The sequence below is a fragment of the Pseudomonas sp. SDO52101_S400 genome, assembly GCF_054071635.1.
Map to the genome: position 1 here is coordinate 31,825 of NZ_JBSVWF010000001.1, position 20,456 is coordinate 52,280.

Here is a 20,456-nt window from a genome sequence, read left to right on the forward strand (position 1 = left end):
CGGCCTGCGTGCGTGCCGTACTTGTTGAAGGAACAAGCCCGCCGCCCTGTGTCGGCGGGTTTGTTCGCAATGTCCGGCACTCAGGCGAACGATCGATGCGTCAGAAGATGCCGTTCAACTCGCGAAATACATGGGGGGGCATCGGCGTAAATTTCCCGCCCCGCAATTGGCTGATGGCATACAGCGCGCTCGCGGTGCGACCGTTTCCGTCGCCGAAACCTTGAAAGCCGACCACTGCTGCCAGCAAATGCTTGTCGAAGTGGGCATGCCCGGTATCCAGCAATTTCAAATGATCTTCCAGCAATGCGAAGCCGGTGATACTGCTCCCATATTTCGCCTCGGTGCCGCCGCCGCGTACTTTTCCTGCCAGATGCGGTACCAGTCGCCTGTGGACTTCCCGGATAACGGCGGGGTCGGTCAAGGACTGGTTGTTGCCTGCATATTCGCGCAATAGAGCGACGATGCTGTCGAAATCATTATCAGACGTTGATCCGTTCACCATCCATGCGGCGGCCCTGTCCGAGGACTCGGTATAACCTTTCGGGTTGAAGGTCGAGTCCGGTAAAACGTCGGTCCACGGTGCCTGTCCCAGATCCTGTTTCAGGACATTTTGCTGGTAGGTTTTCATGTAATGGGCTTTTTTGGTTTCCAGTCTGGCCAGTTCGCCCAGGGTATCGACGTAGGTTTGCACCGGGAACACCGCGTTATCGAGTTGAACCGGGTGGCTGCCCAAGCGAGAGGAAAGAAGTTCATCGACGGCAGATCGGCCAATGATTGATTCCAGATCCTTTACATGCGTGTTCTGGAGGGCCGTTTCTTTCACGGCGTTGAATGCCAGTTGTTCCAGTTCGGCCGGTGGGACGCCCTTGAGTGAGGCAATGTTCTTGTCGCTCAGGCGCGTCACAACATCTTGCGCGGTTACGATGCTGTCGCTTTTGAACAGTGCTCGGGCATGTTCCACCGTATCCAGTGACATCCGGATCCGCGATGCCGAGCCGGTGTGGTCGATGGCTTTGAGCAGGTCGTAGCTGTTCGCGCCCGTCAGGTAACGCAACTGCTGACGCGCCTGACGGGTTGCGGAGAGTGTCGAAGCGCTCAGTTTCGACGCGCCGCGAGCGGCCAGCTTGCCCCCACCCTTGAGCAAATCAGGCAGCCCGCTCAGTGGATTGAACAGGCTCAGGGTGCTGCTCGTCAGTACTCGGGTGGCGGACAGTAGCCGGGTGGTTACTGTTGCGGCTTTGGCACTGGTACTGGCAATTTTTGCGGGCACGGCGGCAAAGGCGAACACCAGCGCTGCGGCGTCGACCATGCAATCGACGATGGCGGCTCCCTGCTTCTTGGCATCACCGGAGGTCAGCCCCTCCACGCATCCCTTGAGCGGGATGATCAGGTTGAGAATGACTTCGAAGATGGCTTCGGTTTTCGCAATCGCTCGCTCGCGTTGGGTTTGTTGCAGGCCCAGCTGGCGAATTTCGCTTTCAGTCAGGTACGGGTTGTTTTCGGCAACCAGCCTGCTCAACTGTTCTTTGCGTGGCGAGCGGAAGGACGGTGTCGGATAGGCGGGGTCGGCATCTCCCGTCGGAGCCTTCAACTCTCCCAACTTTTGCAGGTAAAACCTGGATTTGATGTTGCTGCGAGGGGCGACGTTTTGCAGGTAGGCCTGCAAGTCGACAGGGGCACTTTCGAGTTTGCCGGTCTTGGCGAACCGGGTATTCAGGTCATCGTAGTTTCCGGATACCAAGGGTTCGAAGAAGGTTTCGAGATCCGGGTTGTACCGGCATTCCATTCTCATGGGGAACAATTCAAAACAGGCAATTCTGTTGTGAGTGAACTGTGCGCAGACGATGACGCCATAGCGACCGGTGTCGCCCGGCAATTCAGCGGCCGGGATTGTGACGCCTGGTCGACCGGAGGCTGATTCCGCACGGTAATCCACTTTCCGCAGTGCGTAGATGCCCAGGGCTCCGTACTCAAGAGCGCCGGCATCTGTCGATGGGATTTGTGAAAGTGCGATTTCCATATTGTGGGTCAGTGCATCGGTGATGCCGTTGAAATAGTCTGAAACAGCTGATTCATAAAGCTCCTCGACGGGGAACAGTTCGGCCAGTCCCGGAAACGATTCATAGATACTCGTGCCTCGGATCCGGTCCCAATCGCGGGTGTGAAGTTCATCACCCATATAAAGGTCGAGCACTGAGACTTTTCGTCCGGCACCGCCTCCACTGCCCCGGTGCTTGACCAGAAGTTCGTCGGGATCGCAGTCCGGAACATCGGACTTCAGTTGCCGCAGTGCGATTTGCTTGCGGTCAGGCAGGGGGCTGGAAAACTTCTCGGCGGCGCTCAAAAACTTGTCGAGATACAGGTTGTATTCAGCAATGGCTCGAGTGATGGACGCCTGACTCATGGATTTGTCGGCCTCCCGGGTGATGAGCTTGTTCATGACCGCCCAGTTGATCACCGGGTCAACGGCCCCGTTGGATTGCAGCGATGACAGCACTGGCATGGCCTTCGCCGCCTGCCCGAATCCCAGGAGCTGTTCATAACTCATTTTGCGGGAAACACCGGGAATCAACGCTTCGGCGAAGTGCACGGCCTGGGTGCCGATCACCCAGGCCGGCGTGCCGAGCCTGACCTCGGAAGGCCAGTGATGGAACTGGTATTCGGGCGCCATCCCCCCGAGCACCCACTGCGCCACCAAAGGTGCGAGGATTGGATGCAGATCCAGTGTGTCGACCAGATGCTGTTCGAATTGTTTGCGAACGGCGGAAGGATGACGCAAGAAAAGGTCGCTGGCGTACAGGTCGAAACCGGCAAAGTGGGTATTGGAATCGTCGAGAGCAGGGTCCAGGTCGAGCAGCATCGCGGCAATCAGTAGCTGTTCGACGAGCTCCGGCGTCGGGGCTGGCCCTGCTGCGTCAGAGAACCAACCCAGCGCACTGATATGCGCTGCGGCGTGATCCGAATCCCAGTCGGCAATTTCGAGCAATCTCTGTAACCGGTAATCCACGCTGGTGGGCAACTGGTCAGCGGAAGCGCTTTCAAGTATCAAATGGGCGCCAAAGCGATCGATGAGAAAGTCATAGCCTTCCTTCATTGCCTTGCTCACCTCTCCAATGATCGCGCGATGTTTGTCGTCGATCTTGAACGGAGAACCGTCGGGGGCGTTCAGCAATTGCCAGTAGTCGCCATACTTTGGGGCGTCTGGCAGGGTCGAAAAGTTCAGCAGATCAATCAGACCCCTGACAGCGTTTTCGTTATTCGGCAGTTTCAGGCCCTGGAAACGTAACCACTGGCCGACAAGGATCTGTTCTCCGGACGTCACCCAGCCACCACTTGAACGTGCGGCGCTGCCCAGTAACTTCAAATCCTGGGTGAAGTCGCTCAGGTGGGCGACATCGGCAGTGATGTCGCGGGGAGAAACATAGTGGGTCCCGGGTTTATCGCCATATCCCACGAGGTTTTGATAAGAAAAGAAGAGACGGCTGTTTTGATCAACCAGAAAGATTGCAGTTTCCGGAATGGAGCGCTGACGGCGAACAGCCGCGAATCCAGGGTGCCGGACAAGAATGGCCAGAGAAACCCGGGCGGGGCGGTGGATCTGGTCAAAGGGGGTGAGCCCGATATTCGGGGTCAGCAGCCGATCCCATTCCCAGCCCAGAGTCGTGACCGCATCTTTGTTGTCAATGAAGTGACGGAGCACTGTTGTAATGTTTTGTTTTTGTTGCGCGTCCAGAGACTCCGCAGATTGAATGTCATTTGATTGCATGGATAAAAACCGATTTGCACTCAGTACTTTGGAGTAATGAGTTTGGGTGGTTGGGCTGGATCGGTTTTATATTAATGAGATGTGCGAAAGGAAAAACATGGATTGTGTGTTTGGATATTTGTTGTATGTGAAAGTGTAGAGGGATGCTGATTTTAAATAATAGTTGTTTTTGGCTGGGTGAATTTGATGGTTTTTTGGGAGGAAAGACTGTTCGCGAAAGTTGCATCGCGCTGTCTGGTAGTTGTGATGAAGTTGGCTGTTCGTGACCGTTTCAGGTTGTTTTTTAACCCCGATACTGCCCCGGCGTAGCCGCCAGATGCTGTTTGAACGCCCGCTGAAAATGCGCCTGATCGGCAAACCCGGCCTCCAGTGCCACATCCGCAATCAATTGCCCGCGCCTTAAACACTCACGAGCAAACTGGATACGCTGGTTGACCAAAAACGCATGGGGCGTCATGCCGAAGTGCTGTTTGAAGGCGCGGATCAGGTAGGACGGTGACAGCTCGGCAGCGGCGCAGATGTCGTCGAGGCTGAGCAGGTCGGTGCAGTGCTGGCGAATGAAGTCGGCGGCGCGTTCGAGTTTGAAATTCGGCTCGCGAATGGGCTGATCGATCGGGTTCAGGCGCAGTTGCAGGTCGCTGAAGAACTCCACGGCCGCGCTCTGTTTGCGCAGCACGTCGTGCTGATCGTCGACCAGAACGTCGTACAACGCATTCAAGTCGCGAAACAGGCGAACATCATTCAGGTGAGTATCGGAAAACCGCCGAAACTCAAGTTCCGCGCTGAACCCCAGCTGATGCTGCAAGTCCGTCAGCCACGGCGTTTCCACGTACAACATCAGATACGACCACGGCTGATCATCGATCGGGTTGCACGCGTGCACGTCCCCCGGATTCATCAGCACCACGGTGCCGGCCGCCACTTCGAACGATGATTGCTCATGCACATAGGTGCTGCGCCCGGCAGTGATGGCCCCGATGGAAAAGTGCGCGTGGGAGTGCCGTGAATAGCAGACCTCGCGCCCATCGGCGATGGCCCGGGCTTCAATGAAGGGCAGGGCGTCATCGCGCCAGAAGCGCGGGGCTTTTTCGGGGTTCTTGGCAGCAGCGTGTTTCATTGTTGTGATTCCCGGCAGTCAGGCTTGAGTTTAGCGAGCGCTGACTGTCGGTGGTCAGTCATCGTTATTGCGTGAGTTGCAGCTCATCGATTAGCACATTATCACCGGGGACTTCGATCTGAACCCTCGTAAACGATGGCTTGATGGTGCGTCCGCATGCTTTCTCGCCAGCACCATGCGGAGGTTCATCAAATTCGTAGATCTTAGAACCATCCTGCGCAAAAAAGCGCACAGTCATTCCTTTATCTGCGTTTACATACCAAAAGCTCAAGCTGTCTTGGGCCTGGCCCAGATTGATGTCCAGAATGCCTCGGCGCATGACCAAGACCTTCCCTTTAACGTGCGTACCGTTTGATTCGATAATGGACATCGGGGCTGCAGAGCCTGACAAAAGGTGAAAGCTCGTCCCGTTGCTGGTGAATTGCTCTCCGGGAGCAAAGTCTTTTGATGCCTGATCTTCAAAATCCACTGTAGTGAGGTTGTTCATGGCGGCATACCTTCAAATGGAGGAATAGCCATGCTCGATTAACCTCAGAACAAAAAACACCTGTCATATCTGACAGGTCACGAGCATTCCCGATGAGCGGTTCTCTGCGTTCAGCCGCTCAGATCTGCCCGGCGAAGGCTCGCTCCAGTTCGGCGATGTCGAGCTTTTTCATCCCGAGCATGGCCTGCATCGCTCGTTGGGCTTTGCTCTGGTCGGCGTCGGTCATCATGTGCATGAACGCCACCGGCACGATCTGCCACGACACGCCGAACTTGTCCTTGAGCCAGCCGCATTGTTGCGCTTCCACCGGCCCCCCAGCCGACAGGTTGCCCCAGAAATGGTCGACTTCTTCCTGGTTCTGGCAATTGACCTGAAACGACACCGCCTCATTGAATTTGAACATCGGGCCGCCATTAAGGCCGGTGAAGGTCTGGCCGTCGAGCTCGAAGCTGACGGTCATCACCGAGCCTTCCGGACGGCCGTGAAACTCCTGGCCGACCTTGCTGTAATGGGTCAGGGCGGTGATTTTCGAGTGATCGAAGATCGAGCAGTAAAACTTCGCCGCCGCTTCCGCCTGATCGTCGAACCACAGGCACGGAGTCAGCTTTTGAAAGCGTTGCATGGCAGTCTTCCTCGGCAGGTTGGACACGCTGGATTATTAGAGTAGCCAGTCTGTGCTCGGCTGACGGTGCCGCGGATCGATGGTTGGATGCAATGAAGATGGAATGTAGTCGTATTGACTTTTTTGTTTGTCAAAATGACTCTTTTGTATTTGTGTCAAATTGACTCGTGTTTCCGCAACTGACTGATATTGCTGGGCTAATAATCTGGCACGCAAGTTGAAGGGTCTTGCATACAAACTGATCCGCTCAGGAGTACGAAACATGTTCACTGTCTTCGAGAATCCGCTGAACGTTCTGCACCTGTCGAGCAAAGTGCTCGTCGCCGGCCTGGTCATGTTGCTGGCCGGAATCTACGGCGCTTATCTGTATCAGGGCCCTGTGCCGATTGCGTTGCTGGTAGCGATGCACGCCATGACCATCGTCGGCCCGACGCTGATCAAGATCGGCTATGTGATGCGCCTGCTGTCGCAGTATCGGTTGGGCCAGTCCCCTGCATTGGCGGTGGCCTGAGATGCGCAGACTCGCGGCGGCGCCTGTGTTCAGCCTGGGCTTTCGGCCGCTGTTTCTGGCCGGCGCCGGATTCGCTGCTCTGGCGATTCTGATCTGGGGTTTGTGGCTTTACGGTCACTGGTTCGATCTGCAAGCGGCGGGCGGCATGCTCGCCTGGCATCGACATGAAATGCCGTTCGGTTTCGCGGCGGCAATCGTTGCCGGGTTTCTGCTGACGGCGGTACCCAACTGGACCGGGATTCCCGGCGTGCGCGGCGGGGCGTTGATCGCTTTGGTATCGGTCTGGCTGCTCGGCCGTTTGGCGTGGTGGATGCCGTTGCCCGATGGATTGATCCTCGCGCTGCAGTGGATTTTTCTACCCCTGCTGGCGGTGATGTTGGCGCGGGATCTGATCACCGCGCGCAAACGCGACAACTACCCGATTGTGCTGGTGCTCGCGCTGATGGCGGGCTGTCAGGCGCTGACCCTGATCGGCATCTTCAGGGACGATGCCGGCCTGCAACGCCAGGGTGTGCTGGGTGCGTTGTGGCTGATTGCCGCACTGATGACCGTGATCGGCGGTCGGGTGATTCCCTTCTTTATCCAGCGCGGCTTGAACCGTCTGCCGGCGCCTGCTGCCAACCCACTGCCAACACGCTTGCTGTTGATCGGCAGCCTGCTAACGGCCGTCACCTTCGCGGCAGGTCTCAATGATTCGCCACGACCGTGGCTGGCAGCCTTGTTCGTGCTGACCGGCAGCTTGCAAGGGCTGCGGTTGATTCGCTGGCATGATCGGGGAATGTGGCGGGTGCCGCTGCTCTGGTCGTTGTACCTGGCTTACGGCTGGATGGCGTTGGCGATCTGGGCCATGGCGGCGTGGCATCTGGGGCTGCTCGGCCAGCAAAGTCTGGCAACCCATGCGCTGGCCGTTGGCGGGGTAGGCGGGTTGATTCTGGCGATGATTGCGCGGGTCAGCCTAGGCCACACTGGCCGGTTGCTGCAGCCACCGAAAATCGTGGTACTGGGCTTTGCACTGGCGCTGATCGCGGCGGGTTGCCGGGTGTTGCTGGTGCCGTTTTCCAGTCTTGGGCTGGGGTTGTCCGTGGTGCTCTGGTGCGCGGCTTTTGTTTTGTTTTTACGGCATTACACCGGGATTCTGCTCAAACCCAGGTTGTAGCGTTTTATCCGCGACGCTCGGCAATCATCAATAACGACTGCGGCACCGGGCTTTGCGGATGTTGTGGCTCCCGCAGGCTGCTCAACTGAAAGCCCGCCATGTCCAGCGCATTGAGCCAACTGGACAAGGTACGGAAATACCACGGCATTGGTTGCCACTGGCCCTTGAATCCATCGAAGGTTTCTTCCCGCCAGCCATCCTGATAATCACCCGCTGCCACCGACCACGGATGCAGCGTCTGGATCACCAGAGCGCCACCGGGCACAAGCAGAGCGTTCATGGCGGCGAGCAGCGGAATGATGTCCTGATGCAGCAATGAGAAATTGGCGCAGATCAGCTCGTAATCACAGCCGATATCGACTTTTGCCTCCACCAGTTCTTCGTAGCTGGCGACATGCGCCTGCGCTGATCCTGCCGCCTGGGCGGCGTCAATCAGCATCGCATCACCGTCCACGCCGACCGCTTTGATACCTCGCTCGGCCAGCGCCCGCAACAGCCAGCCTTCGCCGCATCCCAGATCCAGCACGCGCTCGGGTTGGCGCCCCATTATGGCCAGCAGAATGGCCTGATCGGTGACCTGCCGGCGGCTCTCGATAGCGCCGCTGCGGACGGCTTCGGTCCAGGCACGGGCGTTGTGGTGCCAGCTCTGGAGCAGGGTGGTTTCCGGCGAGGACATGGCGAACTCCGGTGTCACGGGATGCAGGCAAGGATAGGTCAGGTGTAGTCGGCCAGGCGAATCCGGTTGCGACCGCCGCGCTTGGATTCGTAAAGCGCGCTGTCACCCTGTTCGATCAATGCCGTGAGGCTGGCCGGCGGCTGCTCGAACACCTTGGCGCCGATGCTCAGGGTGACCGCTTGCGGGGTGGTGTAGGTCTGCGAAGTCATCTGCTGAAACTGCTCACGCAACTCACTGCCCAGCACCATGATCTGTTCGTGGGACGTATCGCCCAGCAGCATCACGAATTCGTCGCCACCCAGCCGTGCCGCGAGCGCGCCCTTGGGCAGCACTGTGCGGACCATTTTGCTGAGGGCGATGAGCAGCCGATCGCCGGCGGCATGGCCGTACAGGTCGTTGATCAGTTTGAAGTTGTCGATGTCGATCAGCAGCAGGGCGCCGGGGCGGGCGCTGGAGACTTGATCGAGCAGGCGCGGCGCGCGGACTTCGAGGGCGCGGCGGTTGTACAGCGCGGTCAGCGGATCCCGGGCGGCCAGTTCGGCGATCTGCTTTTCCCGGCGGTAGCGCTCGGTGCCGGTCATCGACAGCGCGATCAGCATGATTGCCATTGCACCTTCGACCAGGGAAATCTGAATGATCTCGCCGCGCAGCGACGCCAGATCAATCAGCGTGCCCGGAATCACCGCGATGATCGCCTTGGTGAAATAGAACGCGCCGTGGATCAGCAGCACATAACGCAGTTGCACCGCACCGATGCTCAACGACTTGCCGTGAGGGCGCAGCAACAGGCTGGCACGCAACATCAACAAGGCAATCAGCAGTGAGTTGGCCATCAGCATGATCTTCGACCACGACGGATCTTCCGGTAACAGCAGCAACGCCAGCCACACCAGGAACATCAAGTACCAGGCCCGTGACAATCGCTTCTGCGTAAACCGCGCAACCCCCAACAGAAACAGCCAGTGCGCGACCACCAGCAAGCCGTTGGCGAACCAGATGCCGATCAGCGGATAGCCATTGGCGCGCAGCAGGGCCAGGCTCGAGCCGACGGTGATGGTGGCGAAACCGGCGCTCCAGAACAGCAGGGAAGGTTCGCGGATGCTGCGCCATTCGACCGCCAGATACAGAGCGGCCGCCGCGGCCAGGGCGGTGGAAATGGTGAGCATCGTGAGGGGATCGAGCGCCATGAACGGACGGGTCTGCCTGGATAGTGGTAATGGGCCACGATTGTAAGCGTTCCCCCAATGGGCTGCTATTTTCACTCACCGGTTATTCCATTTTCAGGCGAGGTGCCCCATGGAGCGATTGACCGGTGGTTGTCTGTGCGGCGATGTGCGGTTCGAGGCGGCGGGGCGGCCCTACAGGGTCGGCGTTTGCCATTGTCTTGATTGCCGTAAACACCATGGCGCGCTGTTTGCGTCGGCAGCGATCTTTCCCGTAGACGCGGTGACGATCACCGGGGAAACCCGTGACTATGCGGGGCGGCATTTCTGTCCGCGCTGCGGCTCGTCGGTGTTTGGTCGCAATGGTGATGAGATCGAGGTGAGTCTGGGGGCGCTGGATGCGCCCGATCAATTGACGCCGACCTATGAGCTCTGGACGGTGCGGCGGGAGTCGTGGTTGCCTGCGTTCCCCCTCGCCAGGCACTACGTGCGGGATCGTGAGGGTGACGGGCGAAGTGAAGAGTAGAGGGCAGTCGGGGTCAGGTGTATCGCAGGACTTGCGCTGACAACCGGAATCAACGGTGGGAGCAAAGTCGGCACGTTGGTCGATGAATGCCCGGACGGTGCTGCATGACCGGTGGTCGCGGCGGCTGGTCGTCGGGTCAAAATGCGCTTAGCTGAAAGGGATAAGCCGAGGCGCGCCCAGCGTTCAAGAGCTGTAGCAGCGCCCTTCAGAACACCGTGAGTCTGAGGAAATCCCCGATGCTGACCTTGAACATCAATGGCAAGGATCAGGAGCTCGATGTCCCCGCGGACATGCCGTTGCTCTGGGTTCTGCGCGACGTCGCGCACCTGACGGGCACCAAATTCGGTTGCGGCATGGCCCAGTGCGGGGCCTGCACCGTGCATGTCGATGGCGCGCCGCTGCGTTCGTGCATCACGCCGGCCACCGCCGTCGCCCACGGCCAGAAAATCCTCACCATCGAAGGTCTCTCGACCGACGGCTCGCACCCGGTGCAACAGGCCTGGGCCGAACTGGACGTGGTGCAATGCGGTTACTGCCAGTCCGGGCAGATCATGTCCGCCGCCGCGTTGCTGGCGAAAATCCCCAAACCCACCGACAGCGACATCGATCAGGCGCTCTCCGGCAACATCTGCCGCTGCGGCACGTATCCAAGAATCCGCGCCGCGGTCAAACGTGCCGCCGACATCGGCTGAGCGAGGGGAGGTGAGTGATGAACAGTCCTGTATCCCGTCGCGGATTTCTCAAAGGTAGCGCCGTGCTTGGCGGTGGTCTGGTGGTGGCCTTCGTGGTGCCCGGCGGCAACCGCTTTGCCATGGCGGCCGAGAACGAAGGCAAGGTGTTTGCGCCCAACGCGTTCCTGCGGATTGCGGCGGACAACAGCGTTACCGTGCTGCTCGGCCATTCGGAAATGGGCCAGGGCATCTGGACCGGTCTGACCATGTTGATCGCCGAAGAGCTCGACGCCGACTGGTCGAAGATCCGCGTCGAGCATTCGCCGGCCTCGGCCGCCGATTACGGCATGCCGGCGTTTGGCGGGATGCAGATCACCGGCGGATCAACCTCGACCTGGATGGAGTTCGACCGTTATCGCCTGGCCGGGGCCACGGCGCGGCAGATGTTGATCGAAGCGGCGGCCAAGCGTTTCAACGTGGCCCCCTCGACGATCCGCACCGAATCCGGCGTGGTGATTGCCGGCGACAACCGCGCCACTTACGGCGAGCTGGCGGACGCCGCCGGGCAACTGCCGGTGCCCGATCCCAAGTCGATCGCCTTCAAAGAAGCCAAGGACTGGAAAGTCATCGGCAAACCGACCAGGCGCCTCGACACTCCGGAGAAAATCACCGGCCGCGCCAGGTTCGGCATGGACGTGCAGTTCGACGGCCTGATGACCGCCATGGTCGCCCGGGCGCCGGTGTTCGGCGCCAGCGTCAAGTCCTTTGAAGGCGCGCAGGCGCTGGCCATTCCCGGCGTGCGCAAAGTGGTGCAGGTGCCGACAGGCGTGGCGGTGATTGCCGATCATTACTGGGCGGCGAAACTGGGGCGCGATGCGCTGAAGGTTGATTGGGATCTGGGGCCGCACGCGGATCTGAGCAGTGAAAAACTGCTGGAGAGTTTTCGCAAACTCGCCGCTACGCCGGGCACTTCCGCTGGTCAGACCGGGGATGCCAAGGGCAATTTCGATAAAGCGGCGAAGAAAGTCGATGTCGAATACAGCGTTCCCTATTTGGCTCATGCACCGATGGAACCGCTCAACTGTACGGTGAAGATCAGCGCCGACAAGTGCGAAATCTGGACCGGCACGCAATTTCAGACCCTCGATCAAATGGTCGCCGGCAAGATCACCGGGCTCAAACCCGAACAGGTGGAAATCCACACCGAATTCCTCGGCGGTGGTTTCGGGCGGCGGGCCAACCCGACTTCGGACTTTGTCGCCGAAGCCGTGCAAGTGGCCAAGGCTGCGGCGATGCCGGTGAAAACCGTGTGGTCGCGCGAGGACGATATCCGGGGCGGGTATTACCGTTCGATGTTTCTGCATCAGGCGCGGATCGGTCTGGGCGCCGATGGCATGCCACTGGCCTGGCAGCATGTGCTGGTCGGGCAGTCGATCATGGCCGGCACCATGCTGGAGAAAACCATGGTCAAGAATGGCATCGACCAGACGTCCGTCGAGGGGGTGGCCGACAGCCCTTACATCACGGGCCTGGCCCATCATCAGGTCGATCTGCACTCGCCGGCCACCGGGATCAACGTATTGTGGCTGCGCTCGGTGGGGCACAGTCACACCGCGTTTGTCATGGAGTCGCTGATCGATGAAATGGCAACGGCAGCAGGCAAGGACCCGGTGGAATACCGGCGAACGTTGCTCAAGGATCACGCCCGGCACCTTGGAGTGCTGAATCTGGCGGTGGAGAAGGCCAACTGGAAAGCACCGCTGCCGGACGGCCATGCGCTGGGCGTGGCGGTGCACGAGTCATTCGGCAGCTATGTGGCACAAGTCGCCGAGGTGTCCCAGGACAATCTGAAGATTCGCGTGCACCGGGTGGTGTGCGCGGTGGATTGCGGCATCGCCGTCAACCCGCAGAGCATCGCGGCGCAAATGGAGTCGTGCATCACCTTCGGCCTGGGCATGGCGCTGCACAGCAAGCTGACGCTCAAGGACGGTCAGGTCGTACAGTCCAACTATCACGATTATCAGGTGCTGCGCCTGAACGAGATGCCGGTGGTCGAGGTGCACATCGTGCCGAGCAGCGACAAGCCCGGCGGCATCGGCGAGGCCGGCGGTGGCCAACGCGGTGTTCGCCTTGACCGGGCAGCGCCTGCGGGAACTGCCGCTGCAACTGTCGGGGGTGTGAGATGAAACGACATCTGTTGTTGGGCACGGTGATGCTGGTCGGTCTTGGCGGCTACGCTTCGGATCTGTTCGCTGATGATCAGGAAGCCCTGAAAGCCTTTGGCACGGTGCAGAAAGTCTTCCAGAGCCCGCGCTGCCAGAACTGCCACATCCCCGGCGATTCGCCGTTGCAGTTCGACGCCGGCACGCCCCACGCGATGAACGTGGTACGCGGCATGGACGGCAAGGGCGCCGCCGGTTTGCCTTGCGCCACCTGTCACGCCGAGAGCAATCCGCCGGCCAGCTACGGCCCCCACGCGCCACCCGGCGCACCTCACTGGAGCCTGCCGCCGGCTTCGCACAAGATGGCCTGGATCGGCCTGCCGCCGGATCGCCTGTGCGCGATGATCAAGGACCGCAGCAGCAACGGTGACCGGGACTTCGCCGCCCTGATCAAGCACGTCAGCGAGGACAAACTGGTGCTCTGGGGCTGGAATCCCGGAGCGGGGCGGCAACCGGTGCCGGTGCCGCATGACATCTTTGTCAGCCAGTTCAAGCTGTGGGCGGATGCAGGCGGGCCATGCCCTGCGGCTGGAGGATGAGTATTTGAGTCAATGCCGAATCGGTCTACGCTAAAGGCCACTGATGACAATGGAGTGTACTGATGCTGGTTCCAGGCAAACCCGCCAATGAGGCGGCCCGGGTTCAGGCGCTGTATGGACTGAACCTCCTCGATTCCGCCCCCGAAGAACGCTTCGACCGCCTGACCCGTCTGGCCAGGCGGCTGTTCAACGTACCGATCGCGCTGGTGACGCTGGTGGACAAGGATCGGCAGTGGTTCAAGTCCTGCGTGGGCCTGGACGCCACGCAAACCCCTCGGGACGTTTCATTCTGCGGTCATGCGATCCTCAAGGATGAACTGCTGCTGGTGCCCGATGCTCGCCAGGACGAACGTTTCCACGACAACCCGCTGGTGATCGGCGACCCGAACATCCGTTTCTACGCCGGTTATCCGCTGACGGTGCCCAACGGCAACAAGATGGGCACCTTGTGCCTGATCGACACCAAACCCCGGGAACTCGACGACGAAGAGCGCGACCTGTTGCGCGATCTCGCCGGTATGGCCGAACAGGAACTGATGGCCGTGCAGATGGCGAGCATGGACGAACTGACGCTGCTGTCCAACCGTCGAGGCTTCAAGATGCTGGCCCAACATGCGCTGGATGCCTGTGCACGGATGGGCAAGCCGGCGACGCTGCTGTTTTTCGATCTCAACGATTTCAAGCAGATCAACGACCTCTACGGCCATGCCGAGGGTGACAGTGCGCTCAAGACCTTCGCCGATGTGTTGCGCATTGCGTTTCGCGAAAGTGACGTGGTGGGGCGGCTCGGTGGTGATGAGTTCGTGGCGCTACTGACCGGCTCCAGCCACATCGAAACCACAGCGATCATGGCGCGGCTCAAGGAGATCCTTGAGGAGCGCAATGCCACGCTGCACCGGGGATATGCGATTCGCTTCAGTGTCGGCCAGATCGAGTACGACCCACGGCGGCATGACACCGTGGATAAACTGTTGGCAGATGCGGATGGGGCGATGTATGCCCACAAGCAGGCCCTGAAGCGAATCTGACGCTTATTTGGCAAACAACTGCCCGATGTCCTTGAACGCCTTGAACTCCAGGGCGTTCCCGCAGGGGTCGAACAAAAACATCGTCGCCTGTTCGCCCACCAGTCCCTGAAAACGAATCCCCGGCTCGATCACGAACCGCGTGCCCAGTGATTTCAGGCGCTCGGCCAGTGCATGCCATTGCTCCATCCCCAGCACCACACCGAAATGCGGCACCGGTACGTCATGACCGTCCACGGCGTTGGTGTGGGCGGCTTCCTGCGAGGAGTTTTTCGGTGCCAGGTGAATCACCAATTGATGGCCGAAGAAGTTGAAGTCGACCCAGTGATCGCTGGAGCGACCCTCTTCGAGGCCGAACACGTCACGGTAAAAATGCCGGGCGGCGGCAAGGTCGTACACTGGAATGGCCAGGTGGAAGGGGCTGAGTGACATGGGGCAGGTCTCGATCAACGGTTGGGTGAGTTGAGTTTAGCGCTGTGTATTTCGATTGAAAGACGATAGTTTTTGCGCCGAGCTCAAATTATTTCGATCAATCGAGGTGCCCATGCTGCGTGAATTGAAAACCTTTCTGGCGGTGGCGCAGCACGGCACGTTTGCTGCGGCGGGCCTGCATGTCGGCCTGACGCAATCGGCGGTCAGCGCGCAGATCCGCAATCTGGAACAGACTTTGGGTGTGCGCCTGTTCGATCGCACCGGCCGTCAGGCGATTCTCAACCCAGCAGGGCAGCGCGCGGTGCCGATGGCGCAGGAAATGCTCGCCACCTTCAGCCGCATGGCGATCAGTGAAGACGCCAGCGAGTTTCGCGGCGAGCTGAGAATCGGTGCCGTGGCCACCGCACAGACGGGATTGTTGCCTCAGGCCTTGTTGCGCTTGCGCCAACAGGCGCCGGGTGTGGAGCCGAAACTGGTGCCGGGTGTGTCGCTGAACCTGCTGAGCCAAGTGGATGCAGGGCAGGTCGATCTGGCAGTCATGATCAGGCCGCCGTTCGAATTGCCCAAGGAGCTGTCAGCGCAGGTGATCCGACGCGAACCGTTTGTGCTGATCGTACCGACAACGGTCGAGGGCGATGATCCGCTGCAATTGCTCGCCGAGCATCCTCATGTGCGCTACGACCGCAACTCGTTCGGGGGGCGACTGGTGACGCGCTTTCTGCGTGAGCAGCGGATAGATGTCAGTGTGGCGCTAGAGCTGGATGAACTGGAAGCGATCGTGAAGATGGTCGAATGCGGGCTCGGGGTTTCCTTGCTGCCCATGGCTGGGCTGTGGCTGGAGCATCCGCTGAGGGTGAGGGTGATCGAACTGGGCGAGCTGAAGTTTTATCGGGAGATGGTTCTGTTGCAGCGTTACAGCCAGCGCAGCCAGCCGATTCAGCAGTTGTTCGCCCGTTGCCTGGAATCGCAGGCATGAAAAAGCCCGCCAATCGGCGGGCTTTTTATCGGCAGCGCGAAGATTACTCCTCGATGTTGCCCATGGCGGTGGTGTTGAAGCCGCCGTCCACGTACATGATTTCACCGCTGATGCCCGACGCCAGGTCGGAGCACAGGAAGGCGCCGGCGTTGCCGACTTCTTCGATGGTGACGTTGCGACGCAGCGGGGTTTGCGCTTCGTTGGCGGCCAGCATCTTGCGGAAGTTCTTGATGCCCGAAGCTGCCAGTGTGCGGATCGGGCCGGCCGATACGCAGTTGACGCGGGTGCCGTCCGGGCCCAGGGAGCCGGCCAGGTAACGTACGCCGGCTTCCAGCGAAGCCTTGGCCATGCCCATCACGTTGTAGTTCGGCATGGTGCGCTCGGCGCCCAGGTACGACAGGGTCAGCAGGCTGCCGTTGCGGCCTTTCATCATTTCGCGACCGGCCTTGGCCAGGGCCACGAAGCTGTAGGCGCTGATGTCGTGAGCGATGCGGAAACCTTCGCGAGTGGTGGCTTCGGTGAAGTCGCCGTCCAGTTGATCGCCCGGGGCGAAGCCGACGGAGTGCACGATGCAGTCCAGGCCGTCCCACTTCTTGCTCAGTTCTTCGAAGACCTTGGCGATTTCTTCATCGCTGGCCACGTCGCACGGGAAGCACAGCTCAGGGCTCGAGCCCCAGCCCTGTGCGAACTCTTCGACACGACCTTTCAGTTTGTCGTTCTGATAAGTGAAGGCAAGCTCAGCGCCCTCGCGATGCATGGCGGCAGCGATGCCGGATGCGATGGACAGCTTGCTGGCGACACCGACGATCAGTACGCGCTTACCGGCGAGAAAACCCATGTGTTGCTCCTCTTTCAGGTTATTGCGCAGTGGCTGGTGCCAGAAAAGCGGCTTCCAGCAACTGCTGTGTATACGGATGTTGGGGGGCGGCAAAGATACTTTGCGCGTCTCCCTGTTCGACCACTTGGCCATGCTTGACCACCATCAGCTGGTGGCTCAGCGCTTTCACAACAGCCAGGTCATGGCTGATGAACAAATACGTCAGGTTGTACTTGGCTTGCAGTGAACGCAACAGCTCCACCACTTGCCGCTGCACCGTCCGGTCGAGGGCCGAAGTCGGCTCGTCCAAAAGGATCAGCGCCGGCTTGAGCACCAGGGCCCGGGCAATGGCGATACGCTGCCGCTGCCCACCGGAAAATTCGTGGGGGTAGCGGTGCCGGGTTTCCGGATCCAGACCTACCTCCTTCAATGCCGCAATGATCGCCGCTTCCTGCTCGGCGGCGGTACCCATCTTGTGAATCCGCAAGCCTTCGCCAACGATGTCGCTCACGCACATCCGCGGGCTCAGGCTGCCGAACGGGTCCTGAAATACCACCTGCATCTCCCGACGCAACGGGCGAACCTCGTTCTGCGTCAGGCAGTCTAGCTGCTTGCCTTCAAAACGGATCGCGCCTTTGCTGCCGATCAACCGCAAGATCGCCAGGCCCAGGGTGGATTTGCCGGAACCGCTTTCCCCCACGATCCCCAGGGTCTGACCCTGAGGAAGGCTGAAATTGATGCCGTCCACTGCCTTGACATGATCCACCGTGCGTTTGAGCAGGCCTTTCTTGATCGGGAACCAGACTTTCAGGTCCTCGACCTGCAGCAGCGGCGCGCCGATTTTATTGCTCGCCGGGCCTCCGCTGGGCTCCGCCGCCAGCAGCTCCCGAGTGTACGGATGCTGCGGAGAACGGAACAGCTCTGCGCACGATGCCTGTTCGACGATGCAACCGCGCTGCATGACACATACGCGATGCGCAATTCTTCGCACCAGGTTCAAATCGTGACTGATCAGTAGCAGCGCCATGCCCAATCGAGCCTGCAATTCCTTGAGCAGGTCGAGGATTTTCAGCTGAACGGTCACGTCCAGCGCGGTGGTCGGCTCGTCGGCGATCAGCAGTTCCGGCTCGTTAGCCAGGGCCATGGCGATCATCACCCGCTGGCGCTGGCCACCGGACAATTCGTGGGGCAGGGCCTTGAGGCGTTTGTGCGGCTCGGGGATGCCGACCATTTCCAGCAGCTCCAGCGTGCGTTTGGTCGCTACCTTGCCGGTCAGGCCCTTGTGGATGCCGAGGATCTCGTTGATCTGTTTTTCGATGGAGTGCAGCGGGTTGAGCGAGGTCATCGGCTCCTGAAAGATCATCGCGATCCGGTTGCCACGGATGTGACGGATGGTCTTTTCGCTCAGTTCCAGCAGGTTCTGCCCGGAATAAGTGATGCTGCCGGCCGGATGGCGGGCCAGCGGGTAGGGCAGCAGGCGCAGGATCGAGTGCGCCGTCACCGACTTGCCCGAGCCCGATTCGCCGACCAGCGCCAGAGTCTCGCCACGCTTGATGTCGAAGCTCACACCTTCGACCACCCGATGGGCGCGATCGCCCGTGCCGAATTCGACGGCGAGGTCGCGGATTTCGATCAGATTGTCCTGATTCATTTCACTTCCTCGGGTCGAAGGCATCGCGGGCGGACTCGCCGATAAACACCAGCAGGCTCAGCATCAGCGCCAGCACCGCAAACGCGCTCATGCCCAGCCACGGGGCCTGCAGGTTGGATTTGCCCTGGGCCACCAGCTCACCCAGCGACGGACTGCCGGCCGGCAAGCCGAAACCGAGGAAGTCCAGCGCGGTGAGGGTGCCGATGGCGCCGGTCAGGATGAACGGCATGAAGGTCATGGTCGAGACCATGGCGTTGGGCAGAATGTGGCGGAACATGATCGCGCCGTTCTGCATCCCCAGCGCCCGGGCCGCACGCACGTATTCGAGGTTGCGCCCGCGCAGGAACTCGGCGCGCACCACGTCCACCAGGCTCATCCACGAAAACAGCAGCATGATCCCCAGCAGCCACCAGAAATTCGGCTGGACGAAACTGGCGAGAATGATCAGCAGGTACAGCACCGGCAAACCCGACCAGATCTCCAGGAAACGCTGGCCGGCCAGGTCGACCCAGCCGCCATAGAAGCCCTGCAACGCGCCGGCGATCACGCCGATGATCGAGCTGAGCACGGTCAGCGTCAGGGCGAACAGCACGGAAATGCGGAAGCCGTAGATCACCCGCGCCAGCACATCGCGGCCCTGATCGTCGGTGCCCAGCAGGTTCACCGTCGAGGGCGGGGCAGGGGCCGGGACCTTCAGGTCGTAGTTGATGCTCTGGTAGCTGAACGGAATCGGCGCCCACAGCACCCACGCATCCTTGGCCTTGAGCAGTTCCTGGATGTACGGGCTCTTGTAGTTGGCTTCCAGCGGGAACTCGCCGCCGAAGGTGGTTTCCGGGTAACGCTTGATTGCCGGGAAATACCAGTTGTTGTCGTAGTGCACCACCAGCGGCTTGTCGTTGGCGATCAGTTCGGCACCGAGGCTCAGGCCGAACAGGATCAGGAACAGCCACAGCGACCACCAGCCACGCTTGTTGGCCTTGAACAGTTCGAAGCGCCGACGGTTGAGAGGGGACAGGTTCATCTCAATGCTCCCGGCTGGCGAAGTCGATGCGCGGATCGACCAGGGTGTAGGTGAGGTCTCCGATCAGTTTCACCACCAGCCCCAGCAGGGTGAAGATGAACAGGGTGCCGAACACCACCGGGTAATCACGGTTGATCGCCGCTTCGAAACTCATCAGGCCGAGGCCGTCGAGGGAGAAGATCACTTCCACCAGCAGGGAGCCTGTGAAGAAGATGCCGATGAACGCCGACGGGAATCCGGCGATCACCAGCAGCATCGCGTTACGGAATACATGGCCGTAGAGCACGCGATGGCGGGTCAGGCCCTTGGCTTTGGCGGTGACTACGTACTGCTTGTTGATCTCGTCGAGAAAGCTGTTTTTGGTCAGCAAAGTCATGGTCGCGAAGTTGCCGATCACCAGCGCCGTCACCGGCAGCGCCAGGTGCCAGAAGTAGTCGAGGACCTTGCCGCCCAGGCTTAGCTCGTCGAAGTTGTTCGATGTCAGCCCGCGTAAAGGAAACCAGTCCAGATAACTGCCGCCGGCAAACACCACGATCAGCAGGATCGCGAACAGGAACGCCGGGATCGCATAACCGACGATGATCGCCGAGCTGGTCCAGACGTCGAAGTGGCTGCCGTGCCGCGTGGCCTTGGCGATCCCCAGCGGGATTGACACCAGGTACATGATCAGCGTGCTCCACAGCCCCAGCGAGATCGATACCGGCATCTTTTCCTTGATCAGGTCGATGACCTTGGCGTCGCGGAAGAAGCTGTCGCCGAAATCCAGTCGGGCGTAGTTCTTGACCATGATCCACAGCCGTTCCGGCGCCGACTTGTCGAAGCCGTACATGTGCTCGATTTCCTTGATCAGCGCCGGGTCCAGGCCTTGCGCACCACGATAGGCGGAACCGGCCACCGACACTTCGGCACCGCCGCCGGCGATGCGGCTGGTGGCGCCTTCGAAGCCTTCGAGTTTGGCGATCATCTGCTCGACCGGCCCGCCGGGCGCGGCCTGGATGATCACGAAGTTGATCAGCAGAATGCCGAACAGGGTCGGGATGATCAGCAACAGTCGCCGAAAAATGTACGCCAGCATCTG

General features: G+C 60.2%; 18 protein-coding genes and 1 pseudogene. 8 read left to right on the forward strand and 11 right to left on the reverse strand.

What is annotated here, in order from left to right; translation table 11 throughout:
• Window positions 1-100 precede the first annotated feature (100 nt).
• From ACW9HX_RS00180 to ACW9HX_RS00195, 4 genes are all read right to left on the reverse strand, one after another.
• On the reverse strand, window positions 101-3,766 hold the full coding sequence (locus tag ACW9HX_RS00180) for a hypothetical protein (protein ID WP_457378980.1): 3,666 nt from the start codon (window positions 3,764-3,766) through the stop codon (window positions 101-103).
• Window positions 3,767-4,049: 283 nt separating this feature from the next.
• Window positions 4,050-4,883, reverse strand: a complete 834-nt coding sequence (locus tag ACW9HX_RS00185; protein WP_457378981.1) for an AraC family transcriptional regulator — start codon at window positions 4,881-4,883, stop codon at window positions 4,050-4,052.
• Between the two features lie 64 nt (window positions 4,884-4,947).
• Window positions 4,948-5,370 carry a hypothetical protein gene (locus ACW9HX_RS00190; protein ID WP_457378982.1) on the reverse strand — a complete coding sequence of 141 codons (423 nt, stop codon included), beginning with the start codon at window positions 5,368-5,370 and terminating at the stop codon, window positions 4,948-4,950.
• 118 nt (window positions 5,371-5,488) lie between these two features.
• Window positions 5,489-5,992, reverse strand: coding sequence for a VOC family protein (locus ACW9HX_RS00195; protein ID WP_457378983.1), 504 nt, complete (start codon window positions 5,990-5,992; stop codon window positions 5,489-5,491).
• A 262-nt stretch (window positions 5,993-6,254) separates the two neighbouring features.
• Here ACW9HX_RS00195 and ACW9HX_RS00200 point away from each other — a divergent pair, with 262 nt between their 5' ends.
• Window positions 6,255-6,503 (forward strand): transmembrane sensor/regulator PpyR, encoded by a 249-nt coding sequence (locus ACW9HX_RS00200; RefSeq protein ID WP_457378984.1) that lies wholly within the window; start codon window positions 6,255-6,257, stop codon window positions 6,501-6,503.
• 1 nt (window position 6,504) lies between these two features.
• The gene (locus ACW9HX_RS00205) at window positions 6,505-7,659 is read left to right on the forward strand and encodes an NnrS family protein (RefSeq protein WP_457378985.1); all 1,155 of its coding nucleotides are present in this window, start codon (window positions 6,505-6,507) and stop codon (window positions 7,657-7,659) included.
• Window positions 7,660-7,663: 4 nt separating this feature from the next.
• Here ACW9HX_RS00205 and ACW9HX_RS00210 read toward each other — a convergent pair whose 3' ends face one another.
• Together ACW9HX_RS00210 and ACW9HX_RS00215 are read right to left on the reverse strand one after the other, a co-directional pair.
• Complete coding sequence (locus tag ACW9HX_RS00210) at window positions 7,664-8,335, reverse strand: class I SAM-dependent methyltransferase (RefSeq protein WP_457378986.1); 672 nt, start codon at window positions 8,333-8,335, stop codon at window positions 7,664-7,666.
• A gap of 38 nt (window positions 8,336-8,373) precedes the next feature.
• Window positions 8,374-9,522 (reverse strand): GGDEF domain-containing protein, encoded by a 1,149-nt coding sequence (locus ACW9HX_RS00215; protein ID WP_457378987.1) that lies wholly within the window; start codon window positions 9,520-9,522, stop codon window positions 8,374-8,376.
• Window positions 9,523-9,631: 109 nt separating this feature from the next.
• Here ACW9HX_RS00215 and ACW9HX_RS00220 point away from each other — a divergent pair, with 109 nt between their 5' ends.
• From ACW9HX_RS00220 to ACW9HX_RS00240, 5 genes and pseudogenes are all read left to right on the forward strand, one after another.
• The gene (locus ACW9HX_RS00220; RefSeq protein WP_457378988.1) at window positions 9,632-10,024 is read left to right on the forward strand and encodes a GFA family protein; all 393 of its coding nucleotides are present in this window, start codon (window positions 9,632-9,634) and stop codon (window positions 10,022-10,024) included.
• A gap of 236 nt (window positions 10,025-10,260) precedes the next feature.
• Window positions 10,261-10,716, forward strand: coding sequence for a (2Fe-2S)-binding protein (locus ACW9HX_RS00225; RefSeq protein ID WP_085708608.1), 456 nt, complete (start codon window positions 10,261-10,263; stop codon window positions 10,714-10,716).
• 17 nt (window positions 10,717-10,733) lie between these two features.
• Window positions 10,734-12,876 (forward strand): annotated as a pseudogene (locus ACW9HX_RS00230) (molybdopterin cofactor-binding domain-containing protein).
• Window position 12,877: 1 nt separating this feature from the next.
• The gene (locus ACW9HX_RS00235) at window positions 12,878-13,456 is read left to right on the forward strand and encodes a hypothetical protein (protein ID WP_457378989.1); all 579 of its coding nucleotides are present in this window, start codon (window positions 12,878-12,880) and stop codon (window positions 13,454-13,456) included.
• A gap of 62 nt (window positions 13,457-13,518) precedes the next feature.
• Window positions 13,519-14,484: a sensor domain-containing diguanylate cyclase gene (locus tag ACW9HX_RS00240; protein ID WP_457378990.1), complete on the forward strand. Its 966-nt coding sequence runs from the start codon at window positions 13,519-13,521 to the stop codon at window positions 14,482-14,484.
• A 3-nt stretch (window positions 14,485-14,487) separates the two neighbouring features.
• Here the strand turns inward: ACW9HX_RS00240 and ACW9HX_RS00245 are convergent, their stop codons facing one another.
• A complete protein-coding gene (locus ACW9HX_RS00245; RefSeq protein WP_457378991.1) occupies window positions 14,488-14,913 on the reverse strand; it encodes a VOC family protein in 426 nt (141 codons plus the stop codon).
• 112 nt (window positions 14,914-15,025) lie between these two features.
• On the opposite strand from ACW9HX_RS00245, the gene ACW9HX_RS00250 reads away from it, so the two are divergent.
• Window positions 15,026-15,889 carry a LysR family transcriptional regulator gene (locus tag ACW9HX_RS00250; protein ID WP_457378992.1) on the forward strand — a complete coding sequence of 288 codons (864 nt, stop codon included), beginning with the start codon at window positions 15,026-15,028 and terminating at the stop codon, window positions 15,887-15,889.
• Window positions 15,890-15,932: 43 nt separating this feature from the next.
• Here ACW9HX_RS00250 and fabI read toward each other — a convergent pair whose 3' ends face one another.
• The 4 genes from fabI to ACW9HX_RS00270 are packed head-to-tail and all read right to left on the reverse strand — an operon-like array spanning window position 15,933 to window position 20,453.
• Complete coding sequence (gene fabI / locus ACW9HX_RS00255; protein WP_003202751.1) at window positions 15,933-16,727, reverse strand: enoyl-ACP reductase FabI; 795 nt, start codon at window positions 16,725-16,727, stop codon at window positions 15,933-15,935.
• A 19-nt stretch (window positions 16,728-16,746) separates the two neighbouring features.
• Complete coding sequence (locus tag ACW9HX_RS00260) at window positions 16,747-18,357, reverse strand: ABC transporter ATP-binding protein (protein WP_134827261.1); 1,611 nt, start codon at window positions 18,355-18,357, stop codon at window positions 16,747-16,749.
• A gap of 1 nt (window position 18,358) precedes the next feature.
• Entirely contained in the window at window positions 18,359-19,378 is a 1,020-nt protein-coding gene (locus ACW9HX_RS00265) for an ABC transporter permease (RefSeq protein ID WP_085708601.1), read from the reverse strand.
• 1 nt (window position 19,379) lies between these two features.
• Window positions 19,380-20,453: a microcin C ABC transporter permease YejB gene (locus ACW9HX_RS00270; protein ID WP_085708600.1), complete on the reverse strand. Its 1,074-nt coding sequence runs from the start codon at window positions 20,451-20,453 to the stop codon at window positions 19,380-19,382.
• Between the last annotated feature and the right edge of the window lie 3 nt (window positions 20,454-20,456).